This is a genomic window from Haladaptatus sp. DYSN1 (genome assembly GCF_029489995.1).
In the GTDB taxonomy this organism is placed as follows: domain Archaea; phylum Halobacteriota; class Halobacteria; order Halobacteriales; family Halococcaceae; genus QDMS2.
The window spans coordinates 1,410,930-1,432,563 of the sequence record NZ_CP120470.1; the positions used below are offsets into that span (position 1 = coordinate 1,410,930).

The following is a 21,634-nucleotide window of genomic DNA, read 5'->3' on the forward strand; positions in this document are numbered from 1 at the left end:
CGGTGCCATAGTTCTACCGTCGGCAAAAATCGCATGAGTCCGCTGTCACGACGCCAACACTGTGGCGCTTACGCCAGCCCGATTTTCTCCGAGTACGCGCCGTAGTGTTCCTTGAACACGTCCATGATTTCGCCCATCGTGACGTAGGCTTTCACCGCGTCGATGATGGCTGGCATCACGTTGTCGCCGTTCTCGATGGCCTCGTCGAGGGCGGCAAGCGTCTCCGTGACCGCCTCGTCGTCGCGTTCTGCTTTGACCTCGGCGAGTCGCGCTAACTGCTTTTCCTGCACTTCGTCGGAGACGTGGAGCAGTTCCGGTTCGACCTCTTCGTCGAGTTTGTACTTGTTGACGCCGACGACGATTTCGTCGCCCTGGTCGACGCGCTTTTGGTACTCGTAGGAGGCCTCCTGAATCTCGCGCTGGAAGTACCCCTGGTCGATGCCTTCGAGCACGCCGTCGCGGACGGAGCCGTCGCCCATCTCCTTTATGTGCTCGATGTATGCCATCGTCTTCTGCTCCATCTCATCGGTGAGTGCCTCGACGGCGAAACTGCCACCGAGCGGGTCCACGATGTCTGCAGCACCCGACTCGTCGGCGATGATCTGCTGGGTGCGAAGCGCGACACGCACTGCTTCTTCGGAGGGCAGGGCGAGTGCCTCGTCATAGCTGTTGGTGTGCAGGCTCTGGGTGCCGCCGAGGACGCCAGCGAGCGCCTGAATCGTCGTCCGGATAATGTTGTTGAGCGGTTGCTGGGCGGTGAGACTCTGCCCTGCCGTCTGGGTGTGGAACTTGAGTTGCTTGCTCGCGTCCTTCTCTGCGCCGTACCACTCGGTCATGACGCGGGCGTAGATGCGCCGGGCGGCGCGGTACTTCGCAATTTCCTCGAAAAAGGAGTTGTGCGAGTTGAAGAAGAACGAAAGCTGTGGCGCGAAGTCGTCCACGTCCAGGCCGCGGTCCATCGCGTCTTCGACGTACGCAAAGCCGTCTGCGAGGGTGAAGGCGAGTTCCTGGACGGCCGTCGAACCCGCTTCGCGGATGTGGTAGCCCGAGATAGAGACTGGTTTCCACTTTGGCGTCTCCTTCGCGGCGAACTCGATGGTGTCGGTGACCACGTCGAGCGAGGGTGCGGGCGGGATGACCCACTCCTTCTGAGCGATGAACTCTTTGAGCATATCGTTCTGCAGCGTGCCGCGAATCTGGTCGCGGGGGACGCCCTGCTTGTCCGCGAGGGCGATGTACATCGCGTAGATGACCGCCGCACTCGGGTTGATAGTGAACGAGGTGGAGACTTCGTCCACGCGGATGCCGTCGAACAGCACCTCCATGTCCCGGAGTGTGTCTACGGCGACACCCTCCTTGCCGACTTCGCCGTCGCTCATCGGGTGGTCGGAGTCGATGCCCATCAGACTCGGCATGTCGAACGCCGTCGAGAGGCCCGTCTGCCCTTCCTTGATGAGGTAGTGGAAGCGGTCGTTGGTTTCCTCTGCGGTACCGAACCCGGCGAACTGGCGCATCGTCCACGTCCGTCCGCGATACATCGTCGGGTACACGCCACGGGTGAAGGGTTCCTCGCCCGGCATTCCGAGGTCCTCCTCGTAGTCGATGTCGTCTACGTCCTCGGGGGTGTAGAGGCGGTCTACTTCGAGATTGGAGACGGTCGCGAACCGGTCTCTGCGCTCGCCGTAGGCGTCGAGAACGGGTGAGAGGGTGTCGTCCTCCCACTGCTCGCGCGACTCACGAATTTTTTCGAGGTCGGCATCATCGTACATACTCGTAGGCTTCCGCCCGGAAATTCATTAAGATTCCGGGGTCGGACAGCGAATTTCGCCAATTACTGGAATCGCTTGGTCGTCTCGACGAGTGGGTGGCGGGCGTAGTCTACCACTTCGATGTCGTCGATGGTGGACAGTCCCTCCTTCTCTGCGGTCTTCGCCATCCCGAGGTCCACTGGGGTGTTGAGGACGATGACGTAGGCGTCCATCTCCGGAATCCCGAGCCGGTCTGCGGCCTTCGAGCGGTGATGGCCGTCTGCGAGCAACAGGTCGCCGTCGTTGTCGATGACGACGAGGGGTTCTGCGAGGCCGCGCTGGAGTTCGTAACTTCGCCCCTCCAGTTCGTCCGCGTACACTCGGCCCTGCGTGGGTCTGAGGTTCGCGAGTTGCACCTTCCGGCGTTCCTCGCTCACCGTGACGTCGTGGATGTTTTCGAGCGTTCGCATGAGTTTGCCCACCTTCTCGGGGGTCGCTCGCTCGATTTGACTCCGGATGACGTCCGCGTTCGAGATAATGCCGACGAGGTTCCCCGCATCGTCGACGACGGGGAGTTTTTGAATCCCCGACCGGAGGATGACGCGGGCAGCGTCGGTGAGGTCCATCTCGGGGTGAGCGACGATGAGTTCCTGGCTCATCACCTTGAAAATGAGTTCGTCGTCGTCGGCGAGCAACAGGTCGCGTGCGCTCACGAACCCCTCGACTCGGCGGCCGCTACACACCGGAAACCCGCTGTGCTCGTCGCTCTCTGCGATGCGCCTCGCAACCTCTTTGACCGTGGCGTCGGGTGAGACGGTGACCACGTCCCGGGTCATGTAGTCTTTGACCCGGGGTTTACCGCCGGACGATTCGAGGTCTTCCATTGTACTTCCTGACGGTGGCCCGCCGCAAAAATGTCTCGCTCACTCGTCGTCGTCGAAAAAGCGGCTGTTGAACTCCGGAATTGAGTACACGGAGGCCGGCCGGCCCGGCCGCGAGGTGAGCGTGTCGAAAAACCGGTCGGTGACGACGTCGGTGAGAATCTGGCGCAGGGACTCCTCCTGGCCCTCCTCTACGTCGCCGAGGAGGCCGAGGGAAATCTGCGCCCCGGCCATGTCCGCGTGGCCACCCGCAGAGCCAATCTGCCCGAAGGCATCCCGAAGCGTTTCTCCCAGGTCGAGGTCCGCCCCGCGGGCGCGCCCGGAGACGAAGACGGTTCCATCCTTGAATCCGTAGACGAGCGTCGTCGTGATGCCCTTCATGTCGAGCAGGCGGTCTGCGGCCTGCGCGAGCGCGTCGCGGTCAGAAATCGGCCCGACACAACTCGTGAGCACCTCGCCACGAACCTGACGCTCGCGGATGGCGCGTCCAATGATGGAGAGCGTCTCGGCGCTCATGCTCGGCGATTCGAACTGTGCGAGCAGTGCGCTGTCCGCCCGCGGCGTGAGGAACTCCGCGGCCTCGAAGTCGGCGGTGGAGATGTCTCGCGAAAAGTCCTTGGTATCGACCCGAATCCCGTAGAGCAACCCGGTGGCGACGGCGGTGTCAACCTTGTAGCCAAGTTGCATGAGGTAATCCGTGAGCAGCGTACTCGTCGCGCCGACGTCGCTTCGCACGTCCACGAACCGGGCGTCGATTGGCGCACGCGGCGGGTGGTGGTCGATGACCACGTCTACGTCCGTGTCGGCTGGCAACTGGTCGTTGACACCCGGACGAGAGTGGTCGACTAGCGCGAAGCCGGCGTACTCAGAGAGGTCGGCCCAAGTCTTCGGATTCCGCAGCTGTAAGTCGAGTAAGTTCACGAACGCCCGATTCTCCTGGTGGGTGATGTCGCCAAAGTAGACGACGTCGGCCTCACAGCCCACCGAGTGGGCGATTTTCTGGAGGGCGACGGCGCTCGCAAGCGCGTCCGGGTCGGGGTTGTCGTGGGTGACGACGGCGAGTTTCCCGTCGAGTGCTCGGAGCATCCGCACTAGCCGACGCAGGCGTAGGCCCTTGTCACCGACGCGCTCGACGATGTATTCGCGGACCGCGCCGCTCGGGTCGATGAGTTCGTCGGCGACGGATTCGAGCGCCTCGAAGGTCGCTTCGTCGGGTTCTTCACCGGCGAAGACGACGCGGTGGGCGTCCGGGAACGCCTTCTTCGCGGCGTTCGCACTCGCCAGATTCTGTCTCGGGTCGTCGTCCGCAACGATGACGATGTCCACGTCGCTCGCGTTCGCCCGGAGGTCCGCGGGGTCTGTCGGGTCTGCGAGTTTCGCGTTTATCGACTCCCCGCGGAGCGTTTCGACTCGTCGGTCCTCGTCGGTCAGGACGACCAGCCTGTCCGGGTCGCGGCGGATGGTCTCGACTAACGAATGGCCGAACGAGCCACAGCCGAGGACCAGCCGGAAAACCATATGCCTCCGTACCCGTTCATGAGGCTAAAACCCTCCGCCTACAGACGGGTCGTGAAACAGGGTGAAAAACACGCGACAGAAAGGAACCGCCGCGGATTAGCCGAAGAGGACGCTCGCTGCGTCCACGGCCGTGCTCGCGACGGGGTTGAACGCCGGAAGCAGAACGACGGTGACGATTGCCGCACCGACGACGGCAGCGTAGAGGCCGGCCGGGTACCCACCGAGTTCGCGTGGTTCTGCCGACTCTTCGATCCACATCGCCTTGACGACGCGCGAATAGTAGTAGAGCGACAGCGCACTGTTCACGGCACCGAAGGCGGCGAGCCACCAGAAGCCCGCACCGACGGCGGCGGCGAACAGCACGTACTTAGAGAGGAAGCCAGCCCCAATCGGGAGGCCAGCGAGGCTGAACAGGAACACGGTCATCGCGGCGCAGGCGAGCGGTGCCTGCTTCCCGAGCCCGTTGAAGTCCTCGAATTTGCGGCCGATGCCCCAATGCTCGGTCATGGCGATGAACAGGAACGCGCCCGTGTTCATGAAGCCGTAGACGAGCAGGTGCATCATCGACGCCCCGAGGACGAGGTCGTTCTGTCCGCCGCCGGTGAGCGCGGCGAGTCCGATGAGGACGTAGCCGGCGTGGCCAATCGAGGAGTACGCGAGCATGCGCTTTACGTTCTCCTGGACCGCGGCGGCGAAGTTCCCGAGCGTCATCGTGACGACGGCGAGAATCTGGAACGCGAGCACCCAGTCGACGGGCACCGATTCCACCGGGAACGCCTCGACGAACACGCGGAATGCAACGACGAACCCGGCCGCCTTCGAGGCCGACGACAGGAAGCCCGAAATCGGTGCCGGTGCGCCCTCGTAGGCCTCCGGCGCCCAGAAGTGGAACGGCACGCTCGCGGTCTTGAACGCGAAGCCACCGAGCACCATCAGCACACCGAGGCCGAGGATACCGACGAACTCCGTGTTCGCGACTGCTTCGGCGATTGCGCCGAACTGCAGTGCGCCGGTCGCGGCGTACACGAGGCTAATCCCGTAGGCGAACACCGCAGATGACAGCGCGCCGATGAGGAAGTACTTGAGGCCTGCCTCCACGCTGCCACGGTTCTGCTTGAGGAACGAGACGAGCGCGTAGGACGGCAGGCTGGCGAGTTCGAGTGCGACGAACGCCGACGCGAGGCTGTTTGCCGATGCCATGAGCGACATCCCCATCGCGGCCATCAGGACGAGGATGTAGTACTCGGCCTGGTTGCGGTGACCGCGGAGGTAGTCGTAGCTTGCGAGCGAGACCATCGCCGCGACGCTCGTGAAGATGAACCCGAAGAACAGGCTCATCCCGTCGATGACCAGCTGGTCACCGTAGAGCGTGAGCGGCTCACTGACGAGGTCCGTCGCCGTGAAGAGGTAGCCAGTCGCGGCGAGCGACGTCAGCGAGCCAGCCGTCGCGATACCCGCGAGGCGGCCGTCGTCGCGTTTGTCGGGCGTGAGGCTGTCGAACAGGAACAGCAACAGCGCCGCGACGCCGAGGATGAGGACCGGCGAGAGCGCCAGTCCGGCAGAGACTGCCATTTAGGCACCCCCTCCGACGGCGAGAATCGGACGAATTGCATCTTGAATCATCTGCATGAAGATGTCCGGTGCGACACCGAGTGCGATGATGAGGATGAGGAGCACGGCCATCGGTGCGACGTCGTGGAACGGCGCTGGCGTGACCTCGTAGTCCGTTTCGAGCCGGAACGGCCCGAACAGAGTCCGCTGCATCGCGAACAGCAGGTAGCCGGCGACGATGACGATACCGAACATCGCCACCGACGTGAAGATTTCAGAGCCCGCGAACGCGCCGAACGAGCCGAGGAAGATGAACAGTTCGCCGGCGAAGCCAGCCATCAGCGGCAGGCCCATGTAGGCGAACGCGGCGGCGACGAAGATGCCAACCGTCCACGGCATCCGGTCTGCCATCCCGGACATGTCAGCGACCATCCGGGTGTGGGTGGTGTTGTAGATAACACCGACCGCCATGAACATCAGCCCCGAGATGAGGCCGTGTGCGATCATCTGGAACGTCGCGCCGCCGACGCCGTAGACGGTGTAGGCGACGAGTCCGAGGATGACGTAGCCCATCGAGGACACAGAGGAGTACGCGACGATGCGCTTCAGGTCCTGCTGGGCGAGCGCGAGCATCGCGCCGTAGATGACGCTGACGACGGCGAAGATGGCGATGATGGTCGCCGCGGCCGTCGCGACGTCGGCGAGCATGGTGAAGTTGAACCGGAGCAGGGCGTACGTCCCCATCTTCAGGAGGACGCCGGCCAGCATGACCGACACAGGCGTGGGGGCCTCGACGTGAGCGTCGGGCAGCCACGTGTGAACCGGCACGACCGGAACCTTCACCGCGAAGCCAGCGAACATCGCGAAGAACGCGAGTCCTTTCAACGTGTTCGCATCGATTCCGGCAAGTGAACCGAGTTCACCCGCACGGAGCGCCTGCGCAACCGCCGGCAGGCTGAGGGAGGTGACGGAGTCACCGAGTCCGAACACCAGCGCCATGAAGCCGATGAACATCACCAGCGAGGCGACGTTGGTGTAGACGAAGAACTTGATCGCGGCGTACTTCCGGCGTGGGCCGCCCCAGACACCGATGAGGAAGTACATCGGGATGAGGACAGCTTCCCAGAAGATGAACCAGACGAAGAAGTCGAGCGCCGCGAACACGCCGATGAGGCTCGCTTCCATGAGCAACATCAGGCCGTAGAACTGCGACTGGCGCTCGTCGATTGGTGTCCACGCGCTCAGAATCGCGAGCGTCGTGAGAACCGTCGTGAGCACGAGCAGCGGCATGCTGACACCGTCAAGCCCGACGAACCACGTCAGGTCCCACGGGCCGAGCGTGACCCACTGAGCGTTCGTCTCGTAGGCCAGTTGGCCGCCGAGCAGTGCGTTGCCAGAGCCGTCGAAGTTCAGGTACATCCAGACGCTGCCGACGACAGGGAGCAGGCTAATCGCGAACGCCAGCTTTCCTGCCACCTTATCCGGCGCGAGGAACGTCAGGAGTGCGCCGACGAACGTTACGCCGAGTAGCAATTCAATCATCATCTAGAACCAACCTCCTGTGATACCGAGAACGACCAGCAGCGCGACCAGCCCAACCGTGAGCAGTGCCGCGTAGTTGCTGACCACACCCGTCTGCACCCGGCGGACGCGGTTGCCGGAGAACAGGCTCACGCTGGAGACGCCGTTTACGATGCCGTCGACGACGCCGTTGTCGAACTTGTCCGCGGCGCGAGCGAGCGGGAGGGTGAGGCCCGTTGCGAGCCAGACCTGGTACTCGTCCTGGTAGTAGTTGTTGTAGAGGAGCGTCTTGATGCTCCCGAGTTTGTCGGTGTGCTCGACTGGCTCTGGCACGTTGTAGAGCGTGTACGCCAGTCCTGCGCCCGCGAGTGCGAGTGCGAGCGAAACAGCGCCAGCCACGAGCGACGACAGTTCTGCCGCGCTGTAGCCAGCGAAGTCGTGGAGCAGTTCACTGTAGTGGTGCGCACTGAGTGCCTCAGCGAAGCCTTCTTCTAAGTCCAGCCAGCTGTGGAGGTACTCGATTTCCAGCCCGGTGAGTTCTGCCACCGGAACCATGTTGACGAAGCCGATGGTCGCTGCGAGAATCCCGAGCACGACGAGCGGGAACTTGACGTTCCACCGGACGCCGTGTGGGTCGCGAGCGGTGTCAGACCGTGGCTTCCCGTGGAAGGTGAGGAACACCATCCGGAAGGTGTAGAAGCCGGTGAAGAACACCGCGATGAGCCCCATCGCGTACGCGAGGAGCAGCACGGGAGTGTTCAGGCCGTGGACGAGCGCCTCGTAGAGCACCTCGTCTTTCGACCAGAAGCCAGAGAACGGGACGATGCCCGCGAGGGCGAGCGACCCCGAAAGGAACGTGTAGTACGTGACTGGCATCTTCTCTTTGAGACCACCCATGTCCCACATGTTCTCGTTGTGGTGCATCGCGATGATGACCGCACCAGCACCGAGGAACAGCAGCGCCTTGAAGAAGGCGTGGGTGAGCAGGTGGAAGACACCGGCGACGTAGCCACCAGCACCCAGGCCGAGCATGATGTAGCCGTACTGGGAGATGGTGGAGTACGCGAGCACCTGCTTGATTTCGCGCTTTACGACACCCATCGTCGCGGCGAACAGCGCCGTGAAGCCGCCGACGAGCGCGATGACCGCGAGCGCCGTCGGGGAGAGTGCGTAGAAGCCGTACATCCGGGCGACGAGGTACACACCGGCTGCGACCATCGTCGCTGCGTGGATGAGTGCAGAGACTGGGGTTGGACCTTCCATCGCGTCTGGCAGCCACGTGTGGAACGGGAACTGCGCAGACTTACCCATCACGCCACCGAGGACGAGCAGGCCGAGGACGGTGAACCACTGTGCCGGTTCTAAGCCGAACGGCACGTACTCGAGGGTTTCCTCACCCGCAAGCACCAGTTCTGCGATGTGTGGGAAGCTCTCGGAACCGGCGAACGCCGCCGTCCCGAAGGTTGCGAAGATAGCGACCACACCGATGAGGAAGAAGTAGTCACCGAAACGGGTGACGAGGAACGCCTTCTTCGCGGCGGATGGTGGGCCCTGTTCGCGGAACCAGAAGCCGATGAGCAGGTACGAACACAGGCCGACCAGTTCGAAGAACATGAACGCCATGAGCAGGTTGTTCGCGAACACGAACCCGAGCATGGACGCCGTGAACAGGCCGAGGCCAGCGTAGTACCGTGGGAGTCCCGTCTCGCCCTCGTCGTTCATGTAGCCCAGACTGAAGATGTGGACCAGGAACGCGACCAGCGACACGATGACGAGCATCATCGCGGACAGCGGGTCGAGCAGGAGGCCGAGGTGCAGGCTAAAGGTGTCCTGCCCCGCGACGAACGTGTAGAGATTTTCGTTGTACGCTTCGCCGCCAGCCACCGTGAGGAACACCCACAGCGACAGCAGCAGCGACCCCGCCGTCGCGAAGATTCCTGCGAGCGCGCCGCGCTTTGGCATGTACTTGCCAAAGAACAGTGCTACGAGGAACGATGCGAACGGGAGTGCCGCAATTGCCGGAGCAAATTCAAATACACCTGCCATAGATTACCACCTCATCGTCGTCGCCTTGGTCACGTCGACGTCGCGGAAGTTGCGGTAGAGCACCAGGATGATGCCGATACCGACTGCAACTTCCGCGGCAGCGAGGGCCATCGTGAACAGACTGAACACCTGTCCGGTGATGTTCCCCCACTGCGCCGAGAACGCGACGAAGTTGATGTTCGCGGCGTTCAGCATCAGCTCGACCGACATGAGGAACAACAGCGCGTTCTGTCGGGTGAGGATGCCGAACAGGCCGATACAGAAGACCGCAGCCGAAAGCAGGAGATAGTATTCGACCGGTACCATCAGTCGTCACTCTCCTGTTCGGTCTGTTTTGCGCCCGGTTTGAACGCTCCGCCGAAGGCCTCACCTTCGTCGCGGCGACCGAGCATGACCGCACCGACGAGCGCCGCCACGAGCGCCAGGTCGATAATCTCGAACGCCACGAGGAAGCTCTCACTGTCGTGTTGTGCGAGGTTGACCAGGTCGAACATGGCGTAGCCGATGCTCGCCGTAATCGAACCCTCACCGAACCCGGCGGGTTCTGGGAAGGATGCGGTCAGGAAGACGGCAGCCAGCACGCCAAAGAGCGCGACGGCAGCCAGCCCCGGAGCCAGGTGTGACCCAAGCTTGAATCGGGGTTTGCTTGTCATGCGTTACTCACCTCCGTTTGCTGTGCGCGCGTGAGCATGACGGCGAACGTGATGAGGATGAGAACCCCGCCGACGTAGACGAGGATTTGCATCGCTGCGAGGAATTCTGCCTGCAGCATCACGTAGTGAACCGCCACGCTCAACAGTGCCATCCCGAGCAGGAGTGCAGAGTGCCACACGTCCCGCGCGAGGACAACACCGAGGCTGCTCCCCACCGTGATGATGGCGAACAGCGCGAACGCGATTGTCTCGTAGATTGCCATTGATTTGTTGTGCGTGGTTTGCGTCCGTTAGCCACCCGGACGCGAGGTGTGGTTTACTGGTAGTCGACTTCGCCCTCGCCCTCGCCAATCCAGACGCCACGGTCCGGTTCGCGGGACTTGAGGGGGTCGATGTCCTTGTACCACGGGACGTTTTTCAGCTGTTCCATGTTGTACGCCAGGTCGTCTTTCGTGTCACCCGTGAACTCGAAGTTCTGGGTGAGGATGATGGCGTCAACGGGGCAGACTTCCTCACAGAGTCGGCAGTAAATACACTGGCCGATGTGGAGGTTGTACTGCTCGCCGTTGCGCTTGTCGTCCGTCACGATCTGAATCGTGTCGTTCGGACAGACGTTTTCACACTGGCGACACCAGATGCAGCGCTCCTGGCTGAACTTGTGAACGCCACGGAACCGTGGGCTCACTTCGGGTTCGACGTCCGGGTATTCGACCGTGAACGTAGACCCGTCCAGGGCGTGTCTCATCGTCGCTGCCATCGATTTGAGTAAGCCAATCATGCAATCACACCCACAATGACGGCGGTCAGGACGAGGTTCGCGAACGAGAGCACGAGCATCCCTTTCCAGCCGATTTCGATCATCTGGTCGATACGGACGCGCGGGATCGCCGCACGGAACCACTGCGTGAGCAGGAACACGGCCCAAATCTTCACGACGAACCAGATGAAGCCGATACTCTCTGGTCCGGGCCCTGCTGGGCCACCGAGGAAGAGGGTCGCGACGATTGCGCCACCGAGGAAGATGTGCAGGAACTCACCGAGGTACATCAGCACGAAGTAGACGCTGGAGTACTCGGTCTGGTAGCCAGCAACAATCTCTGTCGGTGCTTCCGGCGTGTCGAACGGATTCCGACCGACTTCCGCGAGGTTCGCCACCATGAACAGTACGAACGCGAACGGGTTCACGAAGGCGTACCACGCTGGAATGTCGAAGCCACCGAGGGAGAAGAGCGTCTCCTGCTGGGCGGCGACGATTCCACTCATCTGGAGCGTGCCGGCGAAGATGACGACGGACGCCGCGGTCACGACGAGCGGAATCTCGTACGCGAGGTTCTGCGCGACGGCACGAAGGCCACCGAGTAGGGAGTATTTGTTGTTCGACGCGTAGCCGGCCATAACCATACCGAGTGACGCGAGCGAGGAAACGGCGAACACGTACGCGAGCCCCGTCTCGGGGTCTGCGAGTTGAATGCCGCTCCCCATTGGGATGACCGCGAAACCGAGCAGCGCAGAAGAAGCCATGATGAGGGGCGCAAGGTCCCACGCTGGGCGGTCGACGCCCTCGGGGACGATGAGCTCCTTCGATAGGAGGCGCACTGCGTCTGCCACGATGATGAGTAGGCCAAACGGCCCGACACGGTTGACTGCGATGCGGTCGGTGAACGCGGCGGTAATCTTCCGCTTTGCCCACGGACCGGCGAGTGCCGTCATGCCGAGCATGATGTTCCCGATGAGAAATGCCGCGAGCAGCGACGCGATGAAGTCCTGACCGGGACCGAGTTCGGACCCGAACCCGAGCAGTTGGCCGATGGTTTCCGGCAGCGTCTGCAGCGGATACATCACCGGTCCACCTCGCCGAGCACGATGTCGAGGCTGCCAAGGGCCGCAATGAGGTCAGGGATGTACTCCCCGTTTGCGATCTCCGGCAGCGCCTGCAGGTTCGAGAAGCACGGACTGCGAATCTTGAAACGGGCCGGCTTGTCCGTCCCGTCAGAGCGGATGTAGATGCCGAGTTCACCCTTCGCGCCTTCGACGGTGCGGTAAATCTCCGCGTCCTCGTCGGGGCGCAGGGTGCGTGGCACGTTGCTCTGAATCTCGCGGTCCTCTTCTGGCCAGTCCTCTAAGAGATCCACACACTGTTCGATGATGCGTGCGGACTGTTCGACTTCGCCGAGGCGAACGAGGACGCGAGCGTAGTTGTCACAGCCCTCCATCGTCACGACGTCCCAGTCGAGCTTGTCGTAGTAGCCGTACGGGTCGTCGCGGCGCAGGTCGTAGTCGATACCGGAGCCACGGGCGACCGGACCGGTCACGCCATAGGATTTGGCGACCTCGGGTTCGAGGATGCCGGTGTTGACACACCGCAGCTGGAAGATCTCGTTCGAGGTCAGCAGGTCGTGGTACTCTTCCATCTTCTCCGGCAGCTCGTCCAAGAAGTCACGAGTCTTGCCGAAGAACTCCTCGCGTGGCTCTGGGAGGTCCCACGCCACGCCGCCGAGGCGGAAGTAGTTGAACATCAGCCGCTGACCGGTGAGGTCCTCTAAGAGGTTCTGGACGATTTCACGGTCGCGGAACGCGTACTGGAAGATAGCCGTGAAGTCGCCGTACACGTCGAGTGCGAACGTCCCGAGCGCCAGCATGTGCGACGCGATGCGGCACATCTCTGCGCTCATCGTCCGGATGACCTGTGCGTACTCGGGCACCTCGAGGTCAGCTAAGTCCTCTGCGGCGCGTGCGTAGGCCCACTCGTTCAAGAGGCCAGCAGAAATGTAGTCCCAGCGGTCCGGGTACGGCATAATCTGGTGGCGGTAGGTGCCGTTCTGACAGAGTTGCTCCTCACAGCGGTGGAGGTAGCCGATGTCGGGTTCGACGTCGGCCACCTGCTCGCCGTCGAGCACCGTCTTCAGGTGGAGCACACCGTGGGTCGCCGGGTGGTGGGGACCGATGTTGAGGAACATCGTGTCCGATTCACCTTGTGCGTTGTCCGGTTCGAGCGGGTTCTTGTGCTTGTCGAGGGTGACGATCTGTGGCTTTTCCTGGTTGTAGTCGAGCCCAAGTGGGTGACCCTGCCAGGTTTCGGGCAGAAGAATACGCCGCATATCTGGGTGCCCTTCGTAGTTGATTCCAACGAGATCGTACGCTTCGCGCTCGTGCCAGTCGGCGGTGCGGAACGCCGCGTTGCCGGACTGGCTCACCGGGTTGTCGCGGGCCGTCGGGACGACGACGCCGACTTCCTGCATCGGCGCATCGAACTTGCGGAGATGGTAGATGCTCTCGAAGCGGTCTTCGTACTCCTGTGCGGTCACACACGAGAGGTGGTCGAAGCCGGCTTCGTTGCGAAGCGCGAGCAGCGTCTCCTCTACGGCGTCCGGTCGGACGACGAAGGCCGTCGCGTTGAGGTGCTCTTCGCGACCGAGGACTTTGTCGCCGAGCAGCTCTTCGAGGGCGTCGTAATTGACGTCGCCACCGGGCAGTTCACCGACGTCTGGGGTTGGTTCCTCTAAGCTCATGGTGAGTCGGCCCAGTTGTAGCGCATGACGAGTTGGTCCTCGTCGATTTGTTCTGCGAGCTTGTCCACCAGTTCGTCACGCGCGAGGTCGCCGAACTGTTCGAGTTCGTACGGCTTGACGGTGACCGGGCTGGTCTCGCCGTTCGCGATGCGTTCCTGAAGCTTCGCAATGCCGTAGATGAGCGCCTCGGGACGCGGTGGGCAACCGGGGACGTGGATGTCCACCGGAATGACCTCTTCTGCGCCCTTGATGACGTTGTAGCCTTCCTGGAACGGGCCACCGGAGATGGTGCACGACCCCATGCCGACGACGAACTTCGGCTCTGGCATCTGGTCGTAGACGCGCTTCATCCGGGGCGCGAACTTGGAGACGATGGTCCCGGGAACGATGATGACGTCCGCCTGGCGAGGCGATGCACGCGGCACACCCGCACCGAACCGGTCCAGGTCGTGCTTGATGGCGTACGTGTGCATCATCTCGATGCTGCAGCAGGCGATACCGAACTGCAGCATGAACATCGAGGAGCCCCGGACCCAGTTCATGAACTTGTCGAACTTGGTGAGGATGAACGGGGTCGACCCGAACGCTTCACGAAGCGTAGAATTGAAGCGTGCGTCGACGCCGCCACCCATTCGGGCCTCCTGCGTTGATTGAATTTCTGTACCTGTCGCCGTGTTTTGTGGCTGATTACTCATTATTGGTCCACCCGCGATTGTTCAGCCCGTGGGCTTTTGACCCACTGCACTGCGCCCTTGCGCCACGCCCACGCGAGGCCGACGACGAGGACCCCGATGAAGACAAGCATCGGTGCGAGCGCCTGTACCAACCCGGCGTTGGTGACGGCGTCACGGTAGATGACTGTCCAAGGGAAGATGAGGACAGTCTCGATGTCGAAAACGACGAACAGCAACGCAACCATGTAGTACTGAATGTTAAACCGGATGCGTGTGTTCCCCGTCGGGATCTCGCCGCTCTCGTAGACGGCGCGTTTTCCTTGCTCAGGCACACTGGGGCGGAGCAGACTCGACACTGCCATCATACCGAGAGGGATGCCGACCCCGACCACCGCGAGTGCGCCGATCGCTATCCATGGATTGCTCATACCGTTATCTCCTATCGTTCGGCGGTTGGGAACGCACCCATATAAGGGTTGATTCTTCCCGTTCTCCCCGAAAAATCAGCGCTCAGCAGTCATGCGGATGGTTCGCTCACTCAGCGTCGCGTTGGGCCATGAAACCGGGAGTCCCGCTGTCGTGCAGTTTCCTGGACACAGCCGCCACGTCTCCTTGGAGACTTTCGTGGTACTCGACGAGCTTCCGTTCGAGCGCCGACGAGGAGCGTGCGAGGATTTGTGCAGCAGAAAGCGCGGCGTTAAAAGATTTCCCGGCGTCCACGGCGACGATTGGCGCGCCCGTCGGCATGCCAATGACCGAGTCAACGGACTTCTCCTGGACGGGGACGCCGATGACCGGAATCGGGTACGCGAGCGAAGCCGTCATGTTCGGCAGGTCGGCTGATTTCCCGCCTGCGCCGGCGATGATGACGTCCAGACCGCGGTCGGCCGCCGTCTGCGCGTAGGCGTACATCAGTCCCGGCGTTCGGTGCGCGGAGATGACGTACGTCTCGAAGGTAAATTCGGCATCTGGTGGGTTCTCGTAGTCGGTCACCTCCGCGAAGCCGAGTTCCGTAAGCGCGTCGTAGGCTCCCGACATCACGTCTAAGTCGGAGTCAGAGCCCATGATGATGCCCACGTCGGGGGTCTTTTCCTGGTCGAGGTTCGCTTCGCGTTCGAACTGGTCTACGAGGTCTTGGATTGCGTCGACGGTCATTGGGAGAAAGTCAGGTAGTCGCGGACGGTTCGAATTCGGTCGAGTAAGTCGTCTGTGTCGCTGTCGGGTGAATCGACGAGCGTGAGGTGTCCCATCTTCCGCAGCGGGCGCACCTCGCGTTTGCCGTACCAGTGGAGGCTGACGCCGGGCGTAGCGAGGGCCTCCTCGACGCCCGACAGTTCGGCGGGTTCCGGTTCGTCCACGTCGCCAAGGATGTTCGCGGAGACGGTCGGACAGCGCAGGGCCGTCGACCCGAGGGGCCACCCGAGGACGGCGCGGGCGTGTTGCTCGAACTGCGAGGTCACCGCGCCCTCGATGGTCCAGTGGCCGGAGTTGTGCGGGCGCGGGGCGATTTCGTTCACGAGAATCTCGCCGTCGTCCGTCTCAAACAGTTCGATGCCGTAGACGCCCCGGCCCTCCAGAATTTCGAGGACTGATTCGGCCACGTCGTGGGCGCGGTCGAGAACGGCGTCTGGCGCACGCGCGGGGACAACTGTCTCACGGAGAATCTCTTCCTCGTGGACGTTCTCGCCCGCGGTGTACGTGGCCACTTCGTCTTTGCCCTTGACCGCAATCACGGAGATTTCGCGGACGAACTCGACCATCTCCTCTACGAGCGCGTCGCCTCCGACTTCGTCGAGGACGGTCTCTGCGTGGTCTGGTGATTCGACTGGGAGATTCCCCCGGCCGTCGTAGCCGCCCTGTCGGGCTTTTACCATCGCGGGATAACCGAACTCCTCGCACACGGCACGGAGGTCGTCTGGGCCTTCGACGGCTTCGAACGCCGGAACGGGAATCCCGTGGTCTGCGAGGCGCGTGTTCTGGACGAACTTGTCCTGAATCATGCGCAGGGTCTCGGGCGTCGGGTGAACGTCGACGCCAAACTCCTCGCGGACGTCCTCCAGCACGTCCGGGTCTGCGAGTTCGATTTCGAACGTGAGGACGTCTGCGCGGCGGGCGAGTTCGCGGACCGCTTCCGGGTCGTCGAAGTCGCCAACGAGCGTGTCGCGGACGGTCGGTGCGGCCGGCGGGTCGGGTGTCGGGTCGGAGACGATGACTTCGACCCCGAGGGGGGCCGCCGCCTCACCGATCATGCGCCCGAGTTGGCCGCCGCCGACGATGCCGAGCGTCGGGCCGGGTGACGAGAGTTTCATCAGTTATCCGGCGATTTCGATGGAGGTGGAATAAACGTTACCACCTCGGTTCGCGGAACGGCCGACTCGTTCACGAAGAACGCCGTCCGCGTCCCGAAGGTTCGCAGGCGGTAGATTTCCTCGTCGTACCCGCTTCCCTCGTGGACACCAATGCGCCGCGTGACGTAGCCGCGGTCGTTCGCGATGGTGATGATGACCGGTGGGCGCTCGCGCTCGAACAACGGATCGAACTGGGTTCGATTGCGCGCAGAGGTGACGTTCGCGTCGTACATGGCTGTGTACCACGGCAACGGAAGCTGGTTGAACCACTTATCGCGTTCGGGGAGTGACCCGCTGGTCTCGTTCGTGATGTAGAAAAACTCGCCGAAGTAGAGAACGTCCACGCCGTCGTTTGCTGCGGCCACGCGTTCGATGCGGTTGAGCGTCGGGCGCAGGTCGTCCGCCGGCTGGCCGTACTGCACCAGTTGGTTGTCCTCTGCCTGGGGCTGGAGGTACACCTGACTCACGCCGCCGAGGGTGACCTGACTGACCGCCAGCAGGAGGATTACCGCCGTGAGTCCAGCCGTCCGATAGTCCCTCGCGGCGACCGCGCTCCGGCCGGCCCGGGCGAACCAGGCGAGGCCGACGGCCGCCGGGATCGAGAGCGGGACGACGGCGTGGATGATGGCCCACGGAGCCATGATGTCGGTGACGATGGGGTAGCCGAGAATCGAGACGAATCCCCAGTAGCCGAAAAACGAGACGAGTTCGCGGTGACCCTCGGGACGGTAGCGGGCGGCGACGAAGCCGACGACTGCGAAGGCGGTGAGTGCCCCACCGCCCACCGCGAGCGTCTCGACGAAGTGGACGAGGTAGGGGACGTAGGCGTGCTCACTCAGGTCGCCGAGCACCCACAGCGAGTAAAAAGATATCCACGACCCGACGGTGGCTTCCCAGACGATGCCGGGCAGCAATCCAGGGTTCAAAAGTGCGGTTGCGAAGTCAGGTCCCCCCTCCCCAGAGCGCGGCGCGTAGAACACGGTGATGATGGCGACGAGTTCGACGGCGGCAAGCGCGAGCGGGACGGTCCACGGTCGCAGCGCGGCGAGCCGCTGTTTTCCTTGGGCAGAAACGGCTGGCCACGTCCAGTCACGCTCGCGGGCGACCAGCAGTCTGTAGTCGAGGAGGAGGACGGCCGCGCCGACCCACGTCACGATGGTCACGATGACGTTCTCTTTGACCGTCATCGCGAGCGCAAGGCTGGCGACGCCCGCGTAGAGGTAGCGGCGACGGCCAGTATCGAGTGTGCGGACGAAGAAACCCACCGCGATAAGCGAGAAAGCCGCGACCGGGAGGTCCCCGCGCATGAACCGCGAGTAGTAGAGCAGGACCGGCGTAAACGCCAGCCAGAGGGATAGCGCGACGACCTCCCAGTCGTCGAGATGGGCCCGAAAGAGCAGGGCTGCTGCCGGGAGGAGGCCGCCGAGCATCGCGACGGGAAGCCGCATGGCGAAGTCAGAGGGACCGATGAGCGCGAAGACGACGCGGTTTACCTGCTGAAGGAAGGGGCCGTGGATGATTGGACGATACGTGTAGTTGCCTGTGCGCAGATAGTCGAGAATCCAGTAGGCGACGCGCGCTTCGTCCCAGTGGGCGATGCGGTCACCGAGGGTAAACAGTCTGAGTGCGAGCGCCACGACAACGACACCGGTGACGACGAGAAACAGTCGGGAATCGTGACGCTGGGTTGTCATTCGTATCGCGGATTTCACCGGCAGGTATAAAGAAATTCCGCGGCGGGCAGTCGATTACTGGAGTTGCGACTCGTCGACGAAGATGACGATGGTGTCGGCCCAGAGGCGGAACTCGTGTTCGTAGGCCGTGTAGCCTTCGAGGTGCGGTTCTAACTCCTCGCGGTCCCATTCGTAGGCGATGACGACTGGTGGCATGTCCTCGATGGACTCGGGGTCGGTTCCGGGCTTCGTGCTCGTCACCTGTGCGCCGTCGGCCTCGAAGTACCACGGCAATGGGAGGCGCGTGTGCCACGACGGGCCGCCGGGAGGCGCGTATAGCGTGCTCGATTCGTTCGAGACGTAGAAGCGTTCCTCCGAACTGCCCGGCGGTGTCGTCCCGTAGAACAGCACGTCAGGCCCATCGTCGTGGTTCTCAGAGATGGCGGAGATTTTCTCCAGCGTCGGGCGAATCTCGTTGTGTGGCTGGGCCCACTGGAGGAGTTCCTTGTTCTCCTCGCTCGCGGAGTTGAGGTACGCCACGTCCACGGCGGTGCCGACGGTAAATCCGGCGACGAAGATGATGAGCATCGCCGTCAGGCCGACGCTTACCATGTCCTCGTCTTCGAAGGCTTCCCGGCCCCAACGGAGGATGAGCGCCACGCCCACCGCTGCCGGAATGGCGAGAGGGACGATGGCGTTGATGGTCGCCCACGGAGCCATGATGTCGGTGACGATGGGGTAGCCGAGAATCGAGACGAATCCCCAGTACGCCGCGAGTGCGACGAGGTCGCGTGGCCCCTCACGGGAGTAGCGGTCTGCGATGAATCCAATGACGGCGAACAGCACGAGCGGGCCGGCCCCGAACGCGAGCGTTTCGATGAAGTCGCCGAGGTACGGCAGGTAGGCGTGGTCCTGATGGCCGCCAGCAATCCAGAGGCCGTAGAAGGTTTCCCACGACCCGACGGTTGCCCGTTCGACGACTGCTGGCAGGAGCGCAGGATTCGAGAACATCGTGTCGAACCCGACGCCGTCGCCGCCGACGCGCGGCGCGTAGAACACGACGATGACGACGAAAAACTCGACGAGGCCGACGACGAGGGGGATGGCCCACGCCCGGAGCACGTCACGAAGCCAGAAGCCGTAATCGACGACTTCCTGCTTCCACGAGTGGGGCAAGCGGTCGCGAGCACGGAAGAGCCGATGGTCGAGCAAAAGGACGGCCGCGCCGGCCCAGCAAACGGGGTAGAGAATCGCGCTCTCTTTCGTGGTGAAGGCGAGGGCGAACGCGAGGACGCCGACGTAGAAATACCGGTGTTTGCCAGTGTCGTAAGCGCGGACGAAGAAGCCGAGGGCGACGAACATGAACGCGGCGACGAGCAGGTCGTTGCGCATGAACCGCGAGTAGTAGAGCAGGAGTGGGTTGAACGCGAGGAGCGCCCCGAGGACGCCGACTTCGAGGTCGCGAAGGTGCTCGCGGAAGTTCCACGCGGTGAGCGGGAGCAGGCCGCCGACGATGGCGACGACGAGGCGCATTGCGAAGTCCGTCGGCCCGAGCAGCGTGAACACGTACTTGTTCACGTGAAAGAGGAACGGCCCGTGGACGATGGGGCGGTACTCCCAGACGCCGGTCTTTGCGTAGCGAAGCGTCCAGTACGCCACGCGGCCTTCGTCCCAGTGGGCGACGCGGTCGCCGAGGAAAATGAGACGCGCGATGAGTGCGACGGCGGCGATGGCGACGAGCGCGAAGAACAATCTCCGGCGGTCGTCAGAGCGAGAGCGGGGGTCGTCAACCGTTGCCATTGAACCACTAAAGCGCACGCGGGGGTTAGAATCCTTCTGTTTGTTAAACGCGTCTTTGACATATCCCGTCCAGTCGCAGAAAACTGTTCGCAGGCGATACCGGGAACGGTACTTCTTTTAGTACCCTGCACCACCGCGAACACATGGTAACGCTTGGGCTGGTGGTCGCGCAGTTCAACCGCGCGATTACGTCGAAGATGGAGGAGTTGGCCCGTGAGGCCGCAGCAGAGCGCGGCGCGGACATCGCAGCAACCCTCGCCGTTCCCGGGGCGTACGATACGCCGCTCGCGGCGGACCGACTCGCCCGTCGCGACGACATCGACGCCGTCGCGGTGCTCGGCTGTATCATCACCGGTGAGACGAGCCACGACGAAGTCATCGGCAACGCCGCCGCCCAGAAACTCACGGACGTGAGCATCGACCGCGACACGCCGGTCACGCTCGGCATCGCCGGGCCGGGGATGACGGCGGACGAGGCCCGAGCACGTACCGACATGGGTGCCCACGCGGTCACGGGCGCTCTCGACCTCGTGGAGGAACTACAATGAAATTCGCAGACAGAGTGAAACGTGTCGAACCGAGCGCGACCCTTGCTATCTCCAACCTCGCCTCCGAACTGGCGGCAGACGGCGTGGACGTCGTGAACCTGAGCGTCGGCGAACCCGACTTCCCGACCCCCGAGAACGTGATTCAGGCGGGCAAGGACGCGATGGACGCCGGCCACACCGGTTACCCGCCGTCGAACGGGATTCCACAGCTCAAGCGAGCGATAAAGCAGAAACTCGACGCAGACGGCCTCGACTACGCCACGGACGAAATCATCGTCACGCCCGGCGCGAAACAGGCGCTCTACGAGACGGTGAACACGCTCGTTCAGGACGGCGACGAAGTCGTGCTGCTCGACCCCGCGTGGGTCAGCTACGAGGCGATGGTCAAACTCGCTGGTGGCGACCTGAAGCGCGTCGACCTCGCCCCGTACGACTTCCAGCTCGAACCCGGCCTCTCAGACCTCGCAGAGACCGTCTCCGACGACACCGACCTGCTCATCGTCAACTCCCCGAGCAACCCGACGGGCGCGGTGTACTCGGACGCCGCCCTCGAAGGCGTCCGTGACCTCGCCGTCGAACACGACTTCACCGTCATCTCCGACGAAATCTACGATGAAATCACCTACGAGGGCGTCGAACAGACCAGTCTCGGAACTCTCGACGGAATGGAAGACCGCACTGTCACGGTAAACGGGTTCTCGAAGGCGTTCTCGATGACCGGGTGGCGACTCGGCTACCTCGCCGCGCCGAAATCCCTCATCGACGAGGCGGGCAAACTTCACTCTCACTCGGTGTCTGGGGCGACCCACTTCGTCCAGTACGCCGGCGTCGAAGCCCTCGAAAACACGTCTGAGGCGGTCGAAGAGATGCGTGCGGCCTTCGAAGAACGCCGCGACTTCCTCGTCGACCTCCTCGCAGACCACGGCGTCGACGTCGCCGTCCCGCAGGGTGCCTTCTACATGATGGTTCCCGTGGACGACGACGATTCGGCCTGGTGTGAGGGCGCGATTCAGGAAGCCCACGTCGCGACGGTTCCGGGGAGTGCGTTCAATGCACCCGGCTACGCCCGCATCTCCTACGCGAACAGCAAGCAACGACTGGAAGAAGCCGTCACCCGCCTCGCGGACGCGGGCTACCTCTAATCGCCAGTCGTCCGTTTTCACC

20 protein-coding genes are annotated in these 21,634 nt (G+C 63.0%); 2 read left to right on the forward strand and 18 right to left on the reverse strand.

Annotated elements, in window-relative coordinates; all coding sequences use genetic code 11:
* Positions 1-68 precede the first annotated feature (68 nt).
* The 18 genes from P0648_RS07625 to P0648_RS07710 form a co-directional block, all read right to left on the reverse strand.
* Entirely contained in the window at positions 69-1,769 is a 1,701-nt protein-coding gene (locus tag P0648_RS07625; RefSeq protein ID WP_276247862.1) for a methylmalonyl-CoA mutase family protein, read from the reverse strand.
* 62 nt (positions 1,770-1,831) lie between these two features.
* On the reverse strand, positions 1,832-2,632 hold the full coding sequence (locus P0648_RS07630) for a CBS domain-containing protein (RefSeq protein ID WP_277505806.1): 801 nt from the start codon (positions 2,630-2,632) through the stop codon (positions 1,832-1,834).
* 39 nt (positions 2,633-2,671) lie between these two features.
* Positions 2,672-4,147 (reverse strand): DHH family phosphoesterase, encoded by a 1,476-nt coding sequence (locus tag P0648_RS07635; RefSeq protein WP_276247860.1) that lies wholly within the window; start codon positions 4,145-4,147, stop codon positions 2,672-2,674.
* 96 nt (positions 4,148-4,243) lie between these two features.
* Positions 4,244-5,719: an NADH-quinone oxidoreductase subunit N gene (locus P0648_RS07640; protein ID WP_276247859.1), complete on the reverse strand. Its 1,476-nt coding sequence runs from the start codon at positions 5,717-5,719 to the stop codon at positions 4,244-4,246.
* Entirely contained in the window at positions 5,720-7,243 is a 1,524-nt protein-coding gene (locus tag P0648_RS07645) for a NuoM family protein (RefSeq protein WP_276247858.1), read from the reverse strand.
* Complete coding sequence (nuoL, locus tag P0648_RS07650) at positions 7,244-9,265, reverse strand: NADH-quinone oxidoreductase subunit L (protein WP_276247857.1); 2,022 nt, start codon at positions 9,263-9,265, stop codon at positions 7,244-7,246.
* Between the two features lie 3 nt (positions 9,266-9,268).
* Entirely contained in the window at positions 9,269-9,571 is a 303-nt protein-coding gene (nuoK, locus tag P0648_RS07655) for an NADH-quinone oxidoreductase subunit NuoK (RefSeq protein WP_276247856.1), read from the reverse strand.
* Positions 9,571-9,918, reverse strand: coding sequence for an NADH-quinone oxidoreductase subunit J (locus tag P0648_RS07660; protein WP_276247855.1), 348 nt, complete (start codon positions 9,916-9,918; stop codon positions 9,571-9,573). Before P0648_RS07660 ends, nuoK begins: the two co-directional genes overlap by 1 nt.
* Positions 9,915-10,181, reverse strand: a complete 267-nt coding sequence (locus P0648_RS07665) for an NADH-quinone oxidoreductase subunit J (RefSeq protein ID WP_276247854.1) — start codon at positions 10,179-10,181, stop codon at positions 9,915-9,917. Before P0648_RS07665 ends, P0648_RS07660 begins: the two co-directional genes overlap by 4 nt.
* Positions 10,182-10,234: 53 nt before the next feature.
* Positions 10,235-10,696: an NADH-quinone oxidoreductase subunit I gene (locus tag P0648_RS07670; RefSeq protein WP_276247853.1), complete on the reverse strand. Its 462-nt coding sequence runs from the start codon at positions 10,694-10,696 to the stop codon at positions 10,235-10,237.
* Positions 10,693-11,757, reverse strand: coding sequence for a complex I subunit 1 family protein (locus P0648_RS07675; protein WP_276247852.1), 1,065 nt, complete (start codon positions 11,755-11,757; stop codon positions 10,693-10,695). The genes P0648_RS07670 and P0648_RS07675 overlap by 4 nt, the downstream gene beginning before the upstream one ends.
* Complete coding sequence (locus P0648_RS07680; protein ID WP_276247851.1) at positions 11,757-13,427, reverse strand: NADH-quinone oxidoreductase subunit D; 1,671 nt, start codon at positions 13,425-13,427, stop codon at positions 11,757-11,759. The genes P0648_RS07675 and P0648_RS07680 overlap by 1 nt, the downstream gene beginning before the upstream one ends.
* Positions 13,424-14,122 (reverse strand): NADH-quinone oxidoreductase subunit B, encoded by a 699-nt coding sequence (locus P0648_RS07685; protein ID WP_276247850.1) that lies wholly within the window; start codon positions 14,120-14,122, stop codon positions 13,424-13,426. The genes P0648_RS07680 and P0648_RS07685 overlap by 4 nt, the downstream gene beginning before the upstream one ends.
* On the reverse strand, positions 14,122-14,529 hold the full coding sequence (locus tag P0648_RS07690) for an NADH-quinone oxidoreductase subunit A (RefSeq protein ID WP_276247849.1): 408 nt from the start codon (positions 14,527-14,529) through the stop codon (positions 14,122-14,124). The genes P0648_RS07685 and P0648_RS07690 overlap by 1 nt, the downstream gene beginning before the upstream one ends.
* A gap of 106 nt (positions 14,530-14,635) precedes the next feature.
* The gene (gene purE / locus P0648_RS07695) at positions 14,636-15,256 is read right to left on the reverse strand and encodes a 5-(carboxyamino)imidazole ribonucleotide mutase (protein WP_276247848.1); all 621 of its coding nucleotides are present in this window, start codon (positions 15,254-15,256) and stop codon (positions 14,636-14,638) included.
* A complete protein-coding gene (purK, locus tag P0648_RS07700) occupies positions 15,253-16,410 on the reverse strand; it encodes a 5-(carboxyamino)imidazole ribonucleotide synthase (RefSeq protein ID WP_277505808.1) in 1,158 nt (385 codons plus the stop codon). Before purK ends, purE begins: the two co-directional genes overlap by 4 nt.
* The gene (locus P0648_RS07705; protein ID WP_277505810.1) at positions 16,410-18,143 is read right to left on the reverse strand and encodes a flippase activity-associated protein Agl23; all 1,734 of its coding nucleotides are present in this window, start codon (positions 18,141-18,143) and stop codon (positions 16,410-16,412) included. The genes purK and P0648_RS07705 overlap by 1 nt, the downstream gene beginning before the upstream one ends.
* Positions 18,144-18,197: 54 nt before the next feature.
* On the reverse strand, positions 18,198-19,922 hold the full coding sequence (locus tag P0648_RS07710) for a flippase activity-associated protein Agl23 (protein WP_277505811.1): 1,725 nt from the start codon (positions 19,920-19,922) through the stop codon (positions 18,198-18,200).
* 143 nt (positions 19,923-20,065) lie between these two features.
* Here P0648_RS07710 and ribH point away from each other — a divergent pair, with 143 nt between their 5' ends.
* Together ribH and P0648_RS07720 are read left to right on the forward strand one after the other, a co-directional pair.
* Positions 20,066-20,470 carry a 6,7-dimethyl-8-ribityllumazine synthase gene (gene ribH, locus P0648_RS07715; RefSeq protein WP_276247844.1) on the forward strand — a complete coding sequence of 135 codons (405 nt, stop codon included), beginning with the start codon at positions 20,066-20,068 and terminating at the stop codon, positions 20,468-20,470.
* A complete protein-coding gene (locus P0648_RS07720; RefSeq protein ID WP_276247843.1) occupies positions 20,467-21,612 on the forward strand; it encodes a pyridoxal phosphate-dependent aminotransferase in 1,146 nt (381 codons plus the stop codon). Before ribH ends, P0648_RS07720 begins: the two co-directional genes overlap by 4 nt.
* Positions 21,613-21,634: the final 22 nt, after the last annotated feature.